This window comes from Mesorhizobium sp. WSM4845 (assembly GCF_055811455.1).
Window position 1 is genome coordinate 42,170 of record NZ_JBVVQA010000027.1, and the last position, 15,114, is coordinate 57,283.

At 63.4% G+C, this 15,114-nt stretch carries 15 protein-coding genes; 3 read left to right on the plus strand and 12 right to left on the minus strand.

The annotated features are described in order from the left end of the window. The first annotated feature begins 176 nt into the window (after positions 1-176). Complete coding sequence (locus AC0L2C_RS25625; protein WP_287226180.1) at positions 177-1,184, plus strand: dihydroxyacetone kinase subunit DhaK; 1,008 nt, start codon at positions 177-179, stop codon at positions 1,182-1,184. A gap of 12 nt (positions 1,185-1,196) precedes the next feature. Continuing rightward, positions 1,197-1,835, plus strand: coding sequence for a dihydroxyacetone kinase subunit DhaL (gene dhaL, locus AC0L2C_RS25630; protein WP_473524709.1), 639 nt, complete (start codon positions 1,197-1,199; stop codon positions 1,833-1,835). 113 nt (positions 1,836-1,948) lie between these two features. On the opposite strand, the gene derI is transcribed toward dhaL, so the two are convergent. The 3 genes from derI to AC0L2C_RS25645 form a co-directional block, all read right to left on the minus strand. After that, complete coding sequence (derI, locus tag AC0L2C_RS25635; protein WP_027152577.1) at positions 1,949-2,392, minus strand: D-erythrulose-4-phosphate isomerase; 444 nt, start codon at positions 2,390-2,392, stop codon at positions 1,949-1,951. 247 nt (positions 2,393-2,639) lie between these two features. After that, a complete protein-coding gene (locus AC0L2C_RS25640; protein WP_128171928.1) occupies positions 2,640-3,425 on the minus strand; it encodes a triose-phosphate isomerase in 786 nt (261 codons plus the stop codon). An 83-nt stretch (positions 3,426-3,508) separates the two neighbouring features. Continuing rightward, positions 3,509-4,276 carry a DeoR/GlpR family DNA-binding transcription regulator gene (locus tag AC0L2C_RS25645; RefSeq protein WP_023800192.1) on the minus strand — a complete coding sequence of 256 codons (768 nt, stop codon included), beginning with the start codon at positions 4,274-4,276 and terminating at the stop codon, positions 3,509-3,511. A 290-nt stretch (positions 4,277-4,566) separates the two neighbouring features. On the opposite strand from AC0L2C_RS25645, the gene fba reads away from it, so the two are divergent. After that, positions 4,567-5,631, plus strand: coding sequence for a class II fructose-bisphosphate aldolase (fba, locus tag AC0L2C_RS25650; RefSeq protein ID WP_031255351.1), 1,065 nt, complete (start codon positions 4,567-4,569; stop codon positions 5,629-5,631). Between the two features lie 43 nt (positions 5,632-5,674). On the opposite strand, the gene AC0L2C_RS25655 is transcribed toward fba, so the two are convergent. The 9 genes from AC0L2C_RS25655 to AC0L2C_RS25695 form a co-directional block, all read right to left on the minus strand. Further along, on the minus strand, positions 5,675-6,616 hold the full coding sequence (locus AC0L2C_RS25655; protein WP_128171926.1) for a sugar phosphate isomerase/epimerase family protein: 942 nt from the start codon (positions 6,614-6,616) through the stop codon (positions 5,675-5,677). After that, positions 6,616-8,133 carry a glycerol-3-phosphate dehydrogenase gene (locus AC0L2C_RS25660; RefSeq protein WP_287171735.1) on the minus strand — a complete coding sequence of 506 codons (1,518 nt, stop codon included), beginning with the start codon at positions 8,131-8,133 and terminating at the stop codon, positions 6,616-6,618. Before AC0L2C_RS25660 ends, AC0L2C_RS25655 begins: the two co-directional genes overlap by 1 nt. Positions 8,134-8,182: 49 nt before the next feature. Continuing rightward, entirely contained in the window at positions 8,183-9,223 is a 1,041-nt protein-coding gene (locus tag AC0L2C_RS25665) for a 2-hydroxyacid dehydrogenase (protein ID WP_473524710.1), read from the minus strand. A gap of 10 nt (positions 9,224-9,233) precedes the next feature. After that, entirely contained in the window at positions 9,234-10,787 is a 1,554-nt protein-coding gene (locus tag AC0L2C_RS25670; RefSeq protein WP_473524711.1) for an FGGY family carbohydrate kinase, read from the minus strand. Next, positions 10,787-11,911, minus strand: coding sequence for an ABC transporter ATP-binding protein (locus AC0L2C_RS25675; RefSeq protein ID WP_023800186.1), 1,125 nt, complete (start codon positions 11,909-11,911; stop codon positions 10,787-10,789). The genes AC0L2C_RS25670 and AC0L2C_RS25675 overlap by 1 nt, the downstream gene beginning before the upstream one ends. Beyond that, positions 11,908-13,026, minus strand: a complete 1,119-nt coding sequence (locus AC0L2C_RS25680; protein WP_023800185.1) for an ABC transporter ATP-binding protein — start codon at positions 13,024-13,026, stop codon at positions 11,908-11,910. The genes AC0L2C_RS25675 and AC0L2C_RS25680 overlap by 4 nt, the downstream gene beginning before the upstream one ends. Positions 13,027-13,031: 5 nt before the next feature. Next, positions 13,032-13,889, minus strand: a complete 858-nt coding sequence (locus tag AC0L2C_RS25685) for a carbohydrate ABC transporter permease (protein ID WP_023800184.1) — start codon at positions 13,887-13,889, stop codon at positions 13,032-13,034. Between the two features lie 9 nt (positions 13,890-13,898). Beyond that, complete coding sequence (locus AC0L2C_RS25690; protein WP_287171731.1) at positions 13,899-14,822, minus strand: carbohydrate ABC transporter permease; 924 nt, start codon at positions 14,820-14,822, stop codon at positions 13,899-13,901. Positions 14,823-14,912: 90 nt separating this feature from the next. After that, a partial coding sequence (locus AC0L2C_RS25695; RefSeq protein ID WP_473524712.1) for a hypothetical protein occupies positions 14,913-15,114 on the minus strand: 202 nt, incomplete at its 5' end.

Here is a 15,114-nt window from a genome sequence, read left to right on the forward strand (position 1 = left end):
AGCTCCTGCCATCGCATCTTCTTCGAGCATTCCAAGCTCACGGACAAATAGGCTGCCAATCCCTGCGTGTCCTGGCCGCGCCGGAACATATTGCCGCGTGAAATCTCCGTCCCCGGGTGGAAATTCCGGTAACACGCTGTACTATCTGCGAAATTACCGAAATCGGGAGGCTGCCGGTGCAGACCAAGAAGATCATCAACGACGGCAACCGCACCGTCGACGAGATGCTGGAAGGCATTCTGGCCGCGCATCCCCGCCATCTCAAAAGCACGGAGGGCAGCCCGCGCTCGATTATCGCTCGCGATGGACCTCGACAGGGCAAAGTCGGCCTCGTCATCGGCGGCGGCTCCGGCCACGAGCCGACCTTCCTCGGTTTCGTCGGCAAGGGGCTGGCCGACGCGGCGGCAATCGGCAATGTCTTTGCCTCGCCGCCGCCGGATCCGATCCTCGAATGCGCCAAGGCCGCCAGCGGCGGCGCCGGCGTGCTGTTCATGTACGGCAACTATGCCGGCGACGTGATGAACTTCGACATGGCCGCAGAGATGGCGGCGATGGATGACATCGAAGTGCGCACCGTGCTGACCACCGATGATGTGGCATCGGCGCCGCGAGACCAGAGGCAAAAGCGCCGTGGTGTCGCCGGCAATTTCTTCATCTTCAAGGCCGCCGGTGCCGCCTGCGACCGGATGCTGTCTTTCGACGAATGCGAGCGCATTGCCAGGAAGGCCAACGATCACACCTTCACCATGGGGGTCGCTCTTTCGCCCTGTTCGCTGCCGCAGACCCGCCGGCCGAATTTCGAGATCGGACCGGATGAGATGGAGATCGGCATGGGCATCCATGGCGAGCCGGGCATTGCCCGCGGAAAATTGAAAACCGCCGACGAGATCACCGACGAGATGCTGGACAAGATCCTCGACGAGATGGCGCCGGCACGCGGCGACAAGGTCGCCGTGCTCGTCAATTCGCTCGGCTCGACGCCGCTGATGGAGCTCTACATCGTGAACCGGCGCGTCAAGCAGCGGCTCGATGACATCGGCGTGGCAGTTCACGCGACCTGGGTCGGCAACTATTGCACCTCGCTCGAAATGGCCGGCGCCTCGGTGACGCTGATGCATCTCGACGCCGAATTGCAGACGATGCTCGACCATCCTTGCGACTGCGCCATGTTCCGCGCCGGCTGAAAGGGTGCATCCATGACATCCATCGATGCAGCCGATCTGAAAAGAATGTTCGATGCGATCGCGCTGGCGATCGAAGCCGACAAGGACAGGCTCTGTCAGCTCGACGGGGTCATCGGCGACGCCGATCATGGCATCGCCATGGCGCTCGGCTTTGGGGCGGTGCGCGATGCGCTGGCGCCGCTGGAGCTCACGGCAACCGAGCCGACTGTTCTCCTCAACACTGCGGCGAAGTCGTTCCTCAACGCCGTCGGCGCCTCGTCGGGCCCGCTCTACGCGACGGCCTTCATGCGTGGTGCGGCTGCCGTCAAGGGCAAGGCGACCTTGGCGGGCGCCGATGTCGTCGCCCTGTTCCAGGCGATGGCGCAAGGCATCCAGGATCGCGGCAAGGCGGAGATCGGCGAGAAGACGATGGTCGACGCCTGGCTGCCGGCGGCGCAAGCCGCGGCCGCTGCCCATGCCGCCGGCAAGACCCTGTCCGAAAGCCTGGCAGCCGCCCTCGAAGCAGCCGAACGGGGCGCCGAGGCGACCAAGGATATGATCGCCGCGAAGGGCCGCTCGTCGCGGCTCGGCGAGCGGTCGCTCGGACACATCGACCCCGGCGCGGCGTCGGCGGTCACCGTTATCGGCGCGATGCGAAAAAGCCTGGCTTAAGCGCATCGCATCAATGCGACGCGCTTAAGCTCCTGTTTTATACATGTCGTTATCCCAAAACCGCTGCGCACCCTCGGGTTCACGCCCGAGGGCATGCTTTTGGGCGACATGCATTAGCCCAGCTTCGCCGCGTCGAGCCTGTCGATCGCCTGGACATTGCCGGCCGATGGCCCGTTTTCGTCGAACTCCGATGCGAGCCAGGCATCGACGATCGACTTGGCCAGTTCCGGGCCGATGACGCGGGCGCCCATGGTGATGATCTGGGCATTGTTGGATTTCGCCGCGCGCTCCGCCGAATAGGTGTCATGGGTGAGTGCGGCGCGAATGCCGGGCACCTTGTTGGCCGAGATGGAAACGCCGATGCCGGTGCCGCAAAACAAGATGCCGCGATCGTTTTCGCCGTCGAGGATGGTCTGGGCGAGCTTCTGCGACAGGTCGGCATAGTAGCCGGCCTGGCTGACGTCGCTGACGGAGAGGCCGGGCTTGGTGGCCAGGTGAGCGGCAATGACGTCGAGCAGCGGCTTGCCGGCGCTGTCGGCCCCAATGGCTATTTTCATTTTTTCTGTCCTTTCCTGTTCGATTGCTCTGGAGCCTGTTCCATCCCGATGGCATCGGGATGGGGCTCTAACTTTTGTTGGGCATGATCTATTCCGAAAACCGGATTCCACTTTTCGGGATCATGCTCTCTTTTGTTTGAGCATGATCTTTTCCGAAAAACCGGATTCCACTTTTCGGGATCATGCTATCTTTTGTTTGAGCATGATCTTTTCCGAAAAACCGGATTCCACTTTTCGGGATCATGCTCTAGATCGCCGCCGAGGCGCGTTCGAGGATGTCGATATAGCCTTCCGCCTGCCAGGCGGATCGGCCGATGAACAGCCCGTCGATATGAGGCTGGCCGATCAGCTCGGCGGCATTTTGCGGATTGACGCTGCCGCCATAAAGCACCGGCGGCATGGCCGGCAGAAGATCGCCGGCGATCTTCTTGATCAGCGCCTGCTGCCTGTCGGCGTAGTCGGCACTTGCCGGAATGCCCTTGTCGCCGATCGCCCAGACCGGTTCGTAAGCAAACAGGATCGTCGCCGCCTTGGCCTGGCCTTCGAGGTATTGCAGCGCGCCGTGCACCTGCAAGGCCAGCACCGCATCGGCCTGGCCGCTGTTGCGTTGCGCCAATGTCTCGCCGACGCAAATGAGCGGCACCAACCCGTGCTTCACCGCCGCTGCGGTCTTGAGACCAACCGTATTGTCGGTCTCGCCGAAATGCTCGCGCCGTTCGCTATGGCCGAGCTCGACGAGATCGAGCCCGCAGTCCGTCAGCATCACCGGCGAGATCTCGCCGGTCCAGGCGCCGGCGTCGGCCCAGTGCATGTTCTGGGCACCGACCTTGATCCGCGTCGATGCCAGCGCTTTCTTGACCTCGCGGACCGCCGTGAAGGGCGGGATGACGAAGGGCTGGATACGGTCGTCAAAACCGGGGACGAACCCCGCCAGCGCCCTGGCAAAGTCAGTCGCTTCTGCAAGCGTCTTGTTCATTTTCCAGCTTGTGCCGACCCAGTAAGCCACGCGTCCTCCTTCTGGAGCCTGTTCCATCCCGCGAGGCGGGATGGGGCTCTATCTTCGTCTTTGACCATGATCTTTTCCGAAAACCGGTTCCCACTTTTCGAGATCATGGTCTAGTCCTTCTCGACCAGTGTTAGCGAAACGCCGGCGCCATCCAGCGCCTCGCGCATCTGGGGTCCCAGTTCTCGACCGGTGAAGACGGCGTCGAACGCCTTGAGATCGGTCAGGAAATGCAGGGCCGTGCGGCCGAACTTGCCGTGATCGACCAGCAGATATTTGCGGGCGGCCGCGGCCATCATCAACCGCTTGGTATGGACCACTTCCTGGTCCTGGTGGAAGGCGGAAACGCCGTGGATGGCGGACGACGACAGGAAGGCGACATCGGCGCGCAACGATCTCAGCGTGTCCTCGGCAAGCAGGCCGAAGAAACCGTGGAATTTCTTGCTGTACTGGCCGCCGAGCGCGATCAGGGTGATACCGGCAACGCCGGCCAGATCCTGTATCACGGCCAGATTGTTGGAGATCACCGTCAGCGGGCGCAGATCCGCAAGGTGGCGCGCAATGCCGCCCGCCGTCGAGCCGTCGTCGATGATCACCGTTTGGCCCGGTTCGATGACAGCCACGGCGGCAACCGCCAGGCGCTGCTTCTCCTCGGCGGCCTGCTTCTGACGGTAGCGGAAATCACTCTCGAAAAGGCCGCTCGGCTGGATCGAGGCGCCGCCGCGTATCTTGCGCAGGAAGCCGCTTTCCTCGAGCTCGTCGAGGTCGCGATGGACGGTCATCTTCGACACGCCGAAGCGCGAGGCAAGGTCATCGACACTGGCCGTGCCGGTGTCCATCAGAAAATCCATGATGCCTTGCCGCCGGCCGTCGCTCTTCATCGTCCAGCCTGTTTCCTTTAATCCGCGTCGCCGCGTCCGCCGTAGCAGAACGGCGGGTTAGAGCTATTATAACAGATAAAATCGCATGCATGCCAAATTTTTTGTGATGGTGTTATGTTTCTTTGGGATATTCCTTGCTTCTGATCGCTGCCTTGTAACAAGAATTGCTCTCGGCGGCATGGCCAAAGGTTGCGGTTCTCCGGAAATCCGGCCAGAAGCATCAATGGGCTGAACGACGAACGGACAGCTCGCAAACCATAGGCTTGAAACCAAATACGGGAGACCATTGGGTGGCTCGCATCACATTGAGACAATTGCTCGACCATGCCGCCGAACACGGCTATGGCGTGCCTGCCTTCAACATGAACAATATGGAACAGGGCCTTGCCATCATGGAGGCGGCCGAGGAGACCAAATCGCCTGTCATCCTGCAGGCGAGCCGCGGCGCCCGCGCCTATGCGAACGACGTCGTGCTGGCCAAGCTGATCGACGCGCTGGTCGAGATCCATCCCGATATCCCGGTTTGCATGCATCTCGACCATGGCAACAACGAAGCCACCTGCGTGACCGCGATCCAGCACGGCTTCACCTCGGTGATGATGGACGGATCGCTGAAGGAGGACGGCAAGACGCCGGCCGATTACGACCATAATTCCGGCATCACGCGGCGCGTCGTCGACATGGCGCATTGGGGCGGCGTGTCGGTGGAAGGCGAGATCGGCGTTCTCGGATCCCTGGAGATGGGCGGCGGCGAACAGGAAGACGGCCACGGCGTCGAGGGCGCCGTCAGCCATGACCAGTTGCTGACCGATCCGGAGCAGGCGGTGCAGTTCGTCAAGGACACGCATGTCGATGCGCTGGCCGTTGCCATGGGCACCAGCCACGGCGCCTACAAGTTCTCGCGCAAGCCGGACGGCGCGGTGCTCGCCATGAACGTGATCGAGGAGATCCACCGCCGCCTGCCGAACATGCACCTGGTCATGCACGGCTCGTCCTCGGTGCCGGAAGAGCTGCAGGAGATCATCAACAAATATGGCGGCCAGATGAAGCCGACATGGGGCGTGCCGGTCGATGAGATCCAGCGCGGCATCAAGCATGGCGTGCGCAAGATCAACATCGACACCGACAACCGCATGGCGCTGACCGGCGCGATCCGCAAGGTGCTGACCGAGAACCCGAGCGAGTTCGATCCGCGCAAATATCTGACGCCGGCAATGGCCGCGATGAGGAAGCTGTGCAAGGAGCGGTTCGAGCAGTTCGGCACCGCCGGCAACGCCCCCAAGATCAAGCCGCTGCCGGTCTCGGAAATGGCCAAGCGCTACAAGTCGGGCAGTCTCGACCCGAAATTCGGCTGACGTACTCTGGTTCTGAACAGGAGCCGCATCGGCTCCTGTTCACCTATCCTGCTCGCCGCAGGAGTGCCGTCCTGCCGGTCTCGATGAACGGCGCCCAGTAGTCGACCGACTCGCGGATCATGGCGACGACCTGGTGGTCGACCGGCTCGCGTTCGCGGAACGACAGTTCGAGGCAGATCTCGTTGTCGACGCCGCCGCCGCGCCGAACCGTCTCCAAAAGCTTTTCCGGCGTGATGCGGCCGTCCTTGTTGTAGGCGGCGATGAACGGCCAATGGCCGCCCTTGTTCATCGACGACTGCTTGATGTGGATGATCGGCGATACCGTGGGAAAGGCTTCGGCCCAGGCATAGGGGTCGATGTCGTCCGGATTGCTCGAGGTGACGTCGCCATGGTCGATATCGACCATCATCTTCAGCGGGATGGCCATGCCGGCCGCTTCGATCTCGTTGTGCAGGGACCGGCAGCACTCGATCGTATGGCCGAATTCGCGGCCGACCGACATCGGCTCCCAGAACAGATAGGTCAAACCGGCCGCCCTGGCGTGCTCGGCGACGTCGCGCCAGCATTCCAGCGCGATGTCGAAAAGCCGCGCGCGACGCTCGGGATCGTCAAAATCCCGGTGCGTGAAGATCGCGAACTGCGTGCCCATGCCGCTGGCGCCGAGCTCGGCCGAAATGTCGGCAAAGGTCTTGAACCAATCGACGTAGTAGCGGCGCACGTCGGCGTCGGGATGGCCGAAATGGTTGAGCCGCCCGTAAGGGCCGGTCATCCCGGACGTCACGCGCACGCCGGTGCGGTCGAGCGCCGTGCGGAACAGGCGGACGAATTTCGAGATCGTCGCCGCCGGCCAGCCGGGATTGACGAATTCATGCGTGAGCTGCACGTCCCGGATGCCGATGTCGTAGGCGATCGCGTCGATCAGATCGTCCGGTTCGGCAAAACGGTTGACCAGCGGATTGGTGTTGAGGGAAAGCGTAAAAGTCATCAGCCTGCCCTCACCAGTCGGCCAACGCACCAGTCCTCGAAGGCGGCTCTTTCTGCGGCGGACAGATGCAGGCCGTGCTTGGTGCGCCGTTCGAGAATATCGGCAGCGGTCAGCGCCCATTCATGCTCGAACAAATAACTGGCTTCGCGTTCGAAAAAATCCTTGCCGAAGCACCGGCCCAGTTCGGTAAGCGACCTGGACGCACCGACCACAACGCGCGTCCTAGTGCCGTAGAGCCGGCCATAGTGTTTGACCAGCGATGCCGGCATCCAGGGAAATTCACGGCCGAGATCGCCGAGGAACTGCTCGAAATCGGCGTTGGCGATATCACCACCCGGCAGGTAGCCTTTCGACGTCCACGGCTTGCCCATTTTCGGAAAGAAAGGTGCGATCCGGTCCAGCGCATGCTCGGCCAGCTTGCGGAAGGTGGTGATCTTGCCGCCGAAGACGGAGAGCAGCGGCGCCTGCCCGGATGAGGCGTCGAGTTCGAAAATATAGTCGCGCGTCACCGCGCTCGGATTGTCGGAGTTGTCGTCATAGAGCGGCCTGACGCCCGAGAACGAGTAGATGACATCGTCGCGGGCAAGTTCGCGCTTGAAGTAGCGGTTGACCACCTTGATCAGGTAGTCGACCTCGCTGGCATCCGCCGCCACGTCTTCCGGCCGCCCCTCATAGGGAATATCGGTGGTGCCGATCAGGGCCAGATCGTTCTGGTAGGGATTGATGAAGATCACGCGCTTGTCGCTGTTCTGGACCAGATAGGCCTGCCGCCCTTCCCAGAATTTCGGCACGACGATGTGGCTGCCCTTGACCAGCCGGACATTCCGCTTGGAGTTCTGGCCAGCCACGCGGTTGATGATGTCGTTGACCCAGGGACCGGCGGCGTTGATCAGCGCACGCGCCCGAACCGTGGTCCTGACGCCGGTTCGGCTGTCGCGCATCTCGACCGACCACAGGCCGTTTTCACGGCGGGCGGCGGTGCAGGCGGTCCGGGTGAAGATCCTGGCTCCCCGTTCCGCAGCGTCGAGCGCATTGATGACGACGAGACGGGCGTCGTCGACCCAGCAATCGGAATATTCGAAACCGCGCTTGAACGCATCCTTGATCGGTGCGCCTTCGGGCGCGGTGCGCAGGTTGAGCGTGCGGGTGCCCGGCAGCCGCTTGCGGCCGCCAAGATGATCGTAGAGGAACAGACCGAGCCGGACCAGCCAGGCCGGCCGGTCGTCCGGGCTGTGCGGCAGCACGAAGCGCATCGGCCAGATGATATGCGGCGCCGATTCAAGCAGCACTTCGCGTTCGATCAGCGCCTCGCGCACCAGCCGGAATTCGTAGTATTCGAGATAGCGCAGGCCGCCATGGACGAGCTTTCCCGATCGCGAACTGGTGCCTTCGGCGAGATCGTCTTTTTCGCACAGGATGACGGAAAGCCCGCGGCCGACTGCGTCGCGCGCGATGCCGGCGCCATTGACGCCACCGCCGATGACGAACAGATCGACGATTTCAGTGGCGCCGCTCATCTCGCCGGATCCTCTATGCCTGGATTGCGTTTCATGGCTGCCGCGACCTTCAGCACGGGTTGACCGGCGGGAGCCTGACGATGAAGCGGCGCACCTCTTCGGCCGCTTGCTCGGCCGCATAGGTCACCGTGCGCACGGAAGCGCCGGCGATATGCGGCGTCAAGGTGACATTCGGAAGCTGCAGCAGCGGCCAGTCGGCAGGCACCGGCTCGACCGCGAACGTCTCCAGCATGGCGCTGCCGATATGGCCTGAGACCAGCGCATCGTAAAGCGCGTCGTAATCGACCAGCGGCCCGCGCGCGGTGTTGACGAAGATCACCCCCGGCTTCATCCGAGCGATGATGTCCTTGTTGATGAGGCCGCGGGTTTCCTCGGTCACCCGGGGATGAAGCGTGACCACATCGGAGCGGGACAGGAGATCGTCGAGCGCGACCAGTTCGACGCCGTCATTGCGGTCTTCGGCGCTCAGTTGCACATAGGGATCGGTGACCAGGATGCGGCAGCCGAAGGCGCGCAGCAGGCGGACAACCTTGGTGCCGATATTGCCGTAGCCGATGACGCCGACGGTCATTTCGTTGAGCTCGCGGCCGGTACGGTCGGCCCGGTAGAGATCGCCGCGCCATTCCCCTTTGCGCAAGGCCTCGTGCCCGACCCGGATCAGCCGCGTCTCGGCAAGGATCGCGCCGATGGTGAATTCGGCCACAGCACTTGCATTGCGGCCGGGCACATTGACGACGGTGATGCCGTGGGCCTTGGCGGCAACCATGTCGATGTTGATCGGGCCGCCGCGCGAGACCGCAACCAGCTTCAGCGCAGGCAGACGCTGCATCATGGTTTCGGACAGCGGCGCAAGCTGGGTGACGAAGATCTCGGCGTCGCCAATGAAATCGACCACCTCGTCCGGATCGCCAAAATACTCCTTCACCTTGTCGAGGCCGAGCGCCGCATTGCCGAATTCCATCGGCTCGTCGGGCCAGGCCGCCTCAAGGGTGCGGATGTCGAGATTGTCGCCGCAGGCCGTCTCGATTTTCTCGCGAAAGATCTCGGGAAGCATGAAGCGGTCGCCAATGATTGCAATCTTCTTACGCATGCTCGACTTCTCAGTTTGCCCTGGACGCGGCCATCGACCGCCAGACCGGCCGCAGCGCCTCATGCGCCAATGTGTAGGACGGAACCGCCCGCTCATAGATCGCGGCAAGTTTTCGGTCGCTCGGTTCCGCCGCGCCCAGCAGCGGCGTGACCCATTCGCCGACGCATTCGTCCATCGAACTGTATTGGCCGACGCAGACCGCAGCGATCATCGCGGCGCCCGCGGCACCGGCTTCCTCGCGTTGGCTGGTGCGAATGTCGGCGCCGACGACAGCGCCGAGGATCTTGCGCAGTGCCGGGCTTCTGGCGGCGCCGCCGGTCAGCCGGATTTCGCTCGGCAGCGGCCCCATGGCGGCGTAGCAATCGCGCGACGCGAATGCCAGCCCCTCAAAAACAGCGCGCACCATATCGGCATAACCGTGCCGCGACGAAATGCCGACGAAACCGGCCCTGGCATTGGCATCGACGAACGGCCCGCGCTCGCCGGCCTCCGACACATAGGGCTGATAGAGCAGCGAGGCCGGCTCCGATGACGATATCCATTCGTCGACCAGCGCGATCATCTCGCCATTGCTGCGGGTGATGCCTTGCGAGGCGAGTATGCCGGAGGCGAGGCTAAGGATCCAATCGATGTTGAGCGTCGCTGCCATGTTCGACTGCATCTGCGCAAAGACGCCGGGCGCCGGCATCGTCATCGTGTAGCCGGTCCTGGCCTCGTTGAGCAGCACCTCGTCCGGCGTCTGAGCAAGCCGCATATGCATGCCGGTGGAGCCGATGATCGAGCAGCCAGGCTTGCGCTCGCGGTCGAGCAGGCCGGCGCCGAGCGCGGTGCAGGCCACGTCGACATAGGCCAGTACCACCGGCGTACCGGAAAGCAGCCCGGTCGCGTTGGCAGCCGCCGCCGACAGGCCGGCGCTATGCCTGGTGCCGTCGACGATCGGCGGCAGCAGATGCCTGAGGTCGGCGACGCCGAGCACCTCAAGCACCTCGTCGCAATAGCCGCGGGTACGAAAGTCGCCAAAGGTGAAGGTGCCCTCGGAAGGATCGGTGGCGCGTTCGCCGGTCAGGTTGAAATAGAGCCAGTCCTTGCAATGGAAAGCTGTCGCGGCGCCGGCAAGCCTGTCAGGCGCGTTGCGCTTCATGAAGGCAAGCTGCGGCCCCTGCTGGCAGGCGGCGAGCCCGCTGCCGGTCTTTTCGAAACGGAGCCGGTCATCGGGGCGCGCGCGGATCTCCTCGACGATGGCGGCAGCGCGCGCGTCGAGCCACAGCCAGCCCTTGGCGACCGGCTCACCGTCCTTGTCGATCAGCCAGGTGCCGTCGCCCTGCCCGGTCACCGCGATCGCAATGATGCGGCTTGCGAGGTCCGGCACCTTGTCGGCAAGCTGTCGCAATGTGGTCGCCGTATCGGTCCAGGTGCGTGCCAGATCCTGCTCGGCGCCGCCGCCCGGCAAGGTCTCGTACCGGTTCGGTACCGCCGCGGCCGCGAGCTGCCGGCCCGCCGTGTCGAAGGCGACGGATTTGATGACAGACGTGCCGGCGTCGATGCCGATCAGCACATCCCGCATCAGGCAAGCTCCATGCCGTGCGAAATGGCCATGCCGCTGGACTGATCGAAGACGTGCAGATTTTTCGGATCGATGCTGATGTTGATCGGCGCGCCAAGCTCCAGCCGGGTCCGGTCATGTTCGACCAGGACCAGCGAGCCGCCGGCGAAATCCGCCGCGATATGGGTCTGGTCGCCGAGCCATTGGTTGGCCGAAACCGTCGCCGGCACGCCGTCCTTCGAGCGGCGAACCGCATAGGGCCTGACACCGATGACGACCCGCTGCCGTTTGAGCAATTCGTCGCGAACCGAGCCGCTGAACGCGTCCTTGTCATAGTCGAGTGAAAGCCCGTCGGGCAGCCGCAGATTGATCTTGTCGGCGGCCGTGCCGACATAGGCCTCGAAGACATTCATCGGCGGCTCGCCGACGAACGTGCCGGTGAACAGGTTGGCCGGCCGCTGCTTGAGCATATTGGGCGTATCGAACTGCTGCAGCACGCCGCCTTCCATCACCGCGATCCGGTCGGCCAATGCATTGGCCTCGGTCTGGTCGTGAGTGACCAGGATCGCGGTCAAGCCGCGCTCCTTGATGAAGTGCTTGATGCGGCCGCGCAGCACCGCGCGAAGCTGCGGCTCGAGCTGGCCCATCGGTTCGTCCAGCAGATGCAGGTCGGCCTCGCGGATCAGTGCCCGGCCGAGGCTGGCGCGCTGCTGCTGGCCGCCGGAGATGGAACTCGGATAGCGCTCAAGAATGTCCTCGATCTCGAGCAGCTTGGCGATGCTGGCAACTTTCGCGTCGACCTGACTTTTCGGCAGCCTGGCCGCCTTCAGCGCAAACGCCATGTTCTCGCGCACGGTCAGCGGCGGATACAGCGAATAGCCCTCGAACGCCATCGCCACATTGCGCTTGACCGGCGGCAGCGTGTGCACCTTGCGGCCGGCAACCGAAATGCTGCCGCGCGAGACCTCTTCGAAGCCGGCGATCATGCGCAATGTCGAAGTCTTGCCGCAGCCGGACGAGCCGAGCAGTGCGACGATCTCGCCCTTGTCGATTTCCATCGTCAGATTCTGAACGGCGTGCACACCTCGGTCGATCGGGCCGTAGAATTTGTCGACGCCCGAAATGGTGAGTGCGCTCTGGCTCATGCCGCTTCTCCGCTGCGCAAATTGACGACGTTTTTCGAGCCGATACGGTCGCCACTGGCACGATCGAACAGCAGGGCGCTTTTGCCGTCGACGGCGATATGGGCCCTGCCCTCGGTTTGACCCGCTGTTCCGGCCGGCCGGGAGACCAGGATTTCGCGACCGCGCACGGTGCGCACCAGCGTGACGATCTTTTCGTTGAGCGGCGTCTCCGCCTCGACGGTCACCGGAATGGCCGCGGGTGTTCCTTCGTCGACGAAGCGCAGCGCTTCGGGCCGCAAGCCGATCACGCAATCGCGGCCGACCATGGCGTCATAGGCGCCGGTCAGATGGACCTGGACATTCGACAGACCGACATAGATGCCCTTGGCATCGCGCGACGGCTTGACGTCGAGCAGGTTGATTGTCGGATCGCCGAACAGCCGCGCGATCTCGATGTTGGCCGGCTCGCGATAGATCTGTTCGGGCGTGCCGAGCTGCTTGATGACACCTTGCGACATCACCGCGATGCGATCGCCGAGCGCCATGGCCTCCTTGTAGTCCTGGGTGACGTAGACGACGGTCGCACCGCGATCTGCCAGCAGCCTTGGCAGTTCGAGCCGCATTTCGAAGCGCAGTTTGGCATCGACGTTGCGCAGCGGGTCGTCGAGCAGCAGCACCGGCGGCGAGCCGACCAGAGCGCGGGCGAGCGCGGTGCGCTGCTTCTGGCCGTTGGACAGCGCCCGTGGCTTGTGGCTGAGCACGTGGCCGATCTTCAGCAGCTTGGCGACGCTCTCGACACCAGCCTTCATCGCGCTTTGCGACGATCGCTTGGCCTGAAGCGGCGTGGCGATGTTGTCGAAGGCGGTCATGTGCGGAAACAGCGCGAAATTCTGGAATGCCATGCCGACGCCGCGGAACTCGGCGTCAAGATCGGTCATGTCCTCGCCGCCGATGAAGATTTTTCCCTCATCAGGGTCGATGACGCCGGCGACGAGCCGCAGCAGCACCGTCTTGCCGGCGCCGGACGGTCCGAACAGGACTAGGGTTTCGCCGTCGGCGACGCTCAACGAGAGATTATCGAGCACAGTCTGGCTCTTGTAGCGCTTGACGACATTTCGCAGTTCGAGGCTGGCCATGAGAACTATCCCTTTACCGCGCCGAGCGACAGGCCTTCGACGAGATAGCGCTGCGCGTAAAGGGCGAGCGCCAGCGTCGGCGTGATCGACAGCACGATCGCCGCCGAGATCTGGCCGTACTGGATGCCGGAGGAGGTGATGAAGGCGAGCGCGCCGACCGTCACCGGCTGTTTGTCGGCCGAGGCGAGCACGAGCGCGAAGATGAAATTGTTCCAGGCGAAGATGAAGGCGAGCAGGCCGGCAGCCGCAATGCCGGGGCCGGCGAGCGGCAGCGCGATCTTGCGGAAGGTGGCGAACCAGGAATGGCCGGCGATGCGATAGGCATATTCGATATCGGCCGGGATGTCCTCGAAATAGCCGCGCACGATCCACAGGATCAGCGGCAGGCAGATCAGCTGGTACACCCAGATCAGCCCGATATAGGTGTTGGCCAGTCCAAGCTTCTGGAAATAGAGGGTGAGCGGCAGCAGCACCAGCAGCGCCGGCGCGAACCGGAACGACAGCAGCGTGAAGGCGATGTCCTCCGAGCCGCGGAATTTGTGCCGGGCAAAGGCATAGGCGGCGGGAACGCCGAGCAGCAGCGCGACGGCGACCGAGGTGACCGACAGGAACACCGAATTCCACAGGTTGCGCATGAAGGCGATGTCGAGCGTGCCGGCCGCCGTGGTCAGCTTGCCGGTGATCAGCGCGGTGTAGTTGGCCAGCGTCGGCTTGAAGACAAGCTGCGGCGGAATCCGCAGGATGGTCTCGTTGGTCTGGAACGACATCATGAGGATCCAGACGATCGGGAACATGAAGAAGATCACGACCAGCGTCAGCGCTATGCCACGCAGGATGCGTTCGAGAAGCGAGGTGTGTTCCATCCCGGCCTCCTATGCCTGGCCGCGGGCGCGTTCGCGCAGCCGCAGCCAGTTCTTGATGAAAATATTCGAGAGGAAATAGGTGATCGCCCACAGGATGATCATCAGCGCCGCCGAGCGACCGACATTGGTCGACTGGAAGAAGTTGAGGTAGGCCTCAACCTGGAAAACGGTCAGCGTGTCGCCCGGACCGCCCTGGGTCATGGCATAGATGATGTCGAACTGCTGGATGGAATCCAGCAGGCGAAACAGCGTCGCCGTCAGGATGTAGGGCGTCAGCATCGGCAAGGTGATGCGGAAGAACACGAAACTCCGCGGCACGCCGTCAAGTGCCGCCGCCTCGAAGGGCTGCGTCGGCAGGCTGCGCAGGCCGGCAAGCAGCAGGATCATGATGAAGGGCGTGTAGACCCAGATATCGACAAGCACCACCGTGAAAAGCGCGGTCGACGGCGACGAGGCCCAGCGGAAATCCTGCAATCCGATCAGGCTGGCGAGATAGCTCAGCACGCCAAAGCCGGGATTGGTCATCAGCTTCCACATCAGCGCGGCAAGCGCCGGCGCCGTCATCAGCGGCATCAACAGCATGATCGAGATGAAATTGTTCAGCGTCGAGCGCTTCTGCAGCAGCATGGCGATGCCGAGACCGAGAAGCAGTTCGAGCAGCACTGTGATACCGGCATAGAGCAGCGATATCTCCAGCGTGTTCCAGAACCTCGGGTCGGTGAAAAACGAGATGTAGTTGTCGCCCCAGTTGAACTGCCGCGCCCAGGGCTGGCTCAGCCGGTAGCGCTGGAACGAATAGACGACCGATGTGAAGAACGGGATCAGGATACCGATGCAGACGAGCAGGGCTGGCAGGCTGAGCACATAGGGCAGCACTTTCTTGCTGATCCTGAAGCCGGAAGGCCTGTTTTTTTGCATTGTCGCCGCAGTCATCGTGGCTCACCCGTCATCTTTGTTGCTTCGCCCTGCCGGCCGCCCAGGGAGCTAGGCGGCCGGTTGGGCGAGTGGCGGCACCGCCGTTGTTTAAGCATCGGATTTTCCCAAAACCGGTTTGGGTCCGATGCTCCAGGCGCCGCTTCGCAGTGGAATGGCCGGGGGGGCCCCCCCCCCCCCCCCCCCGGCCCCCCCGCCCCCCCCCCCCCCCGGGGGCGGGGGGGGGGGGGCGGCCCCCGGGGGGCCCCTGGAGCGGGCCGCGTCCGTGGGGGCGAACCTGGGCCCCCACAAA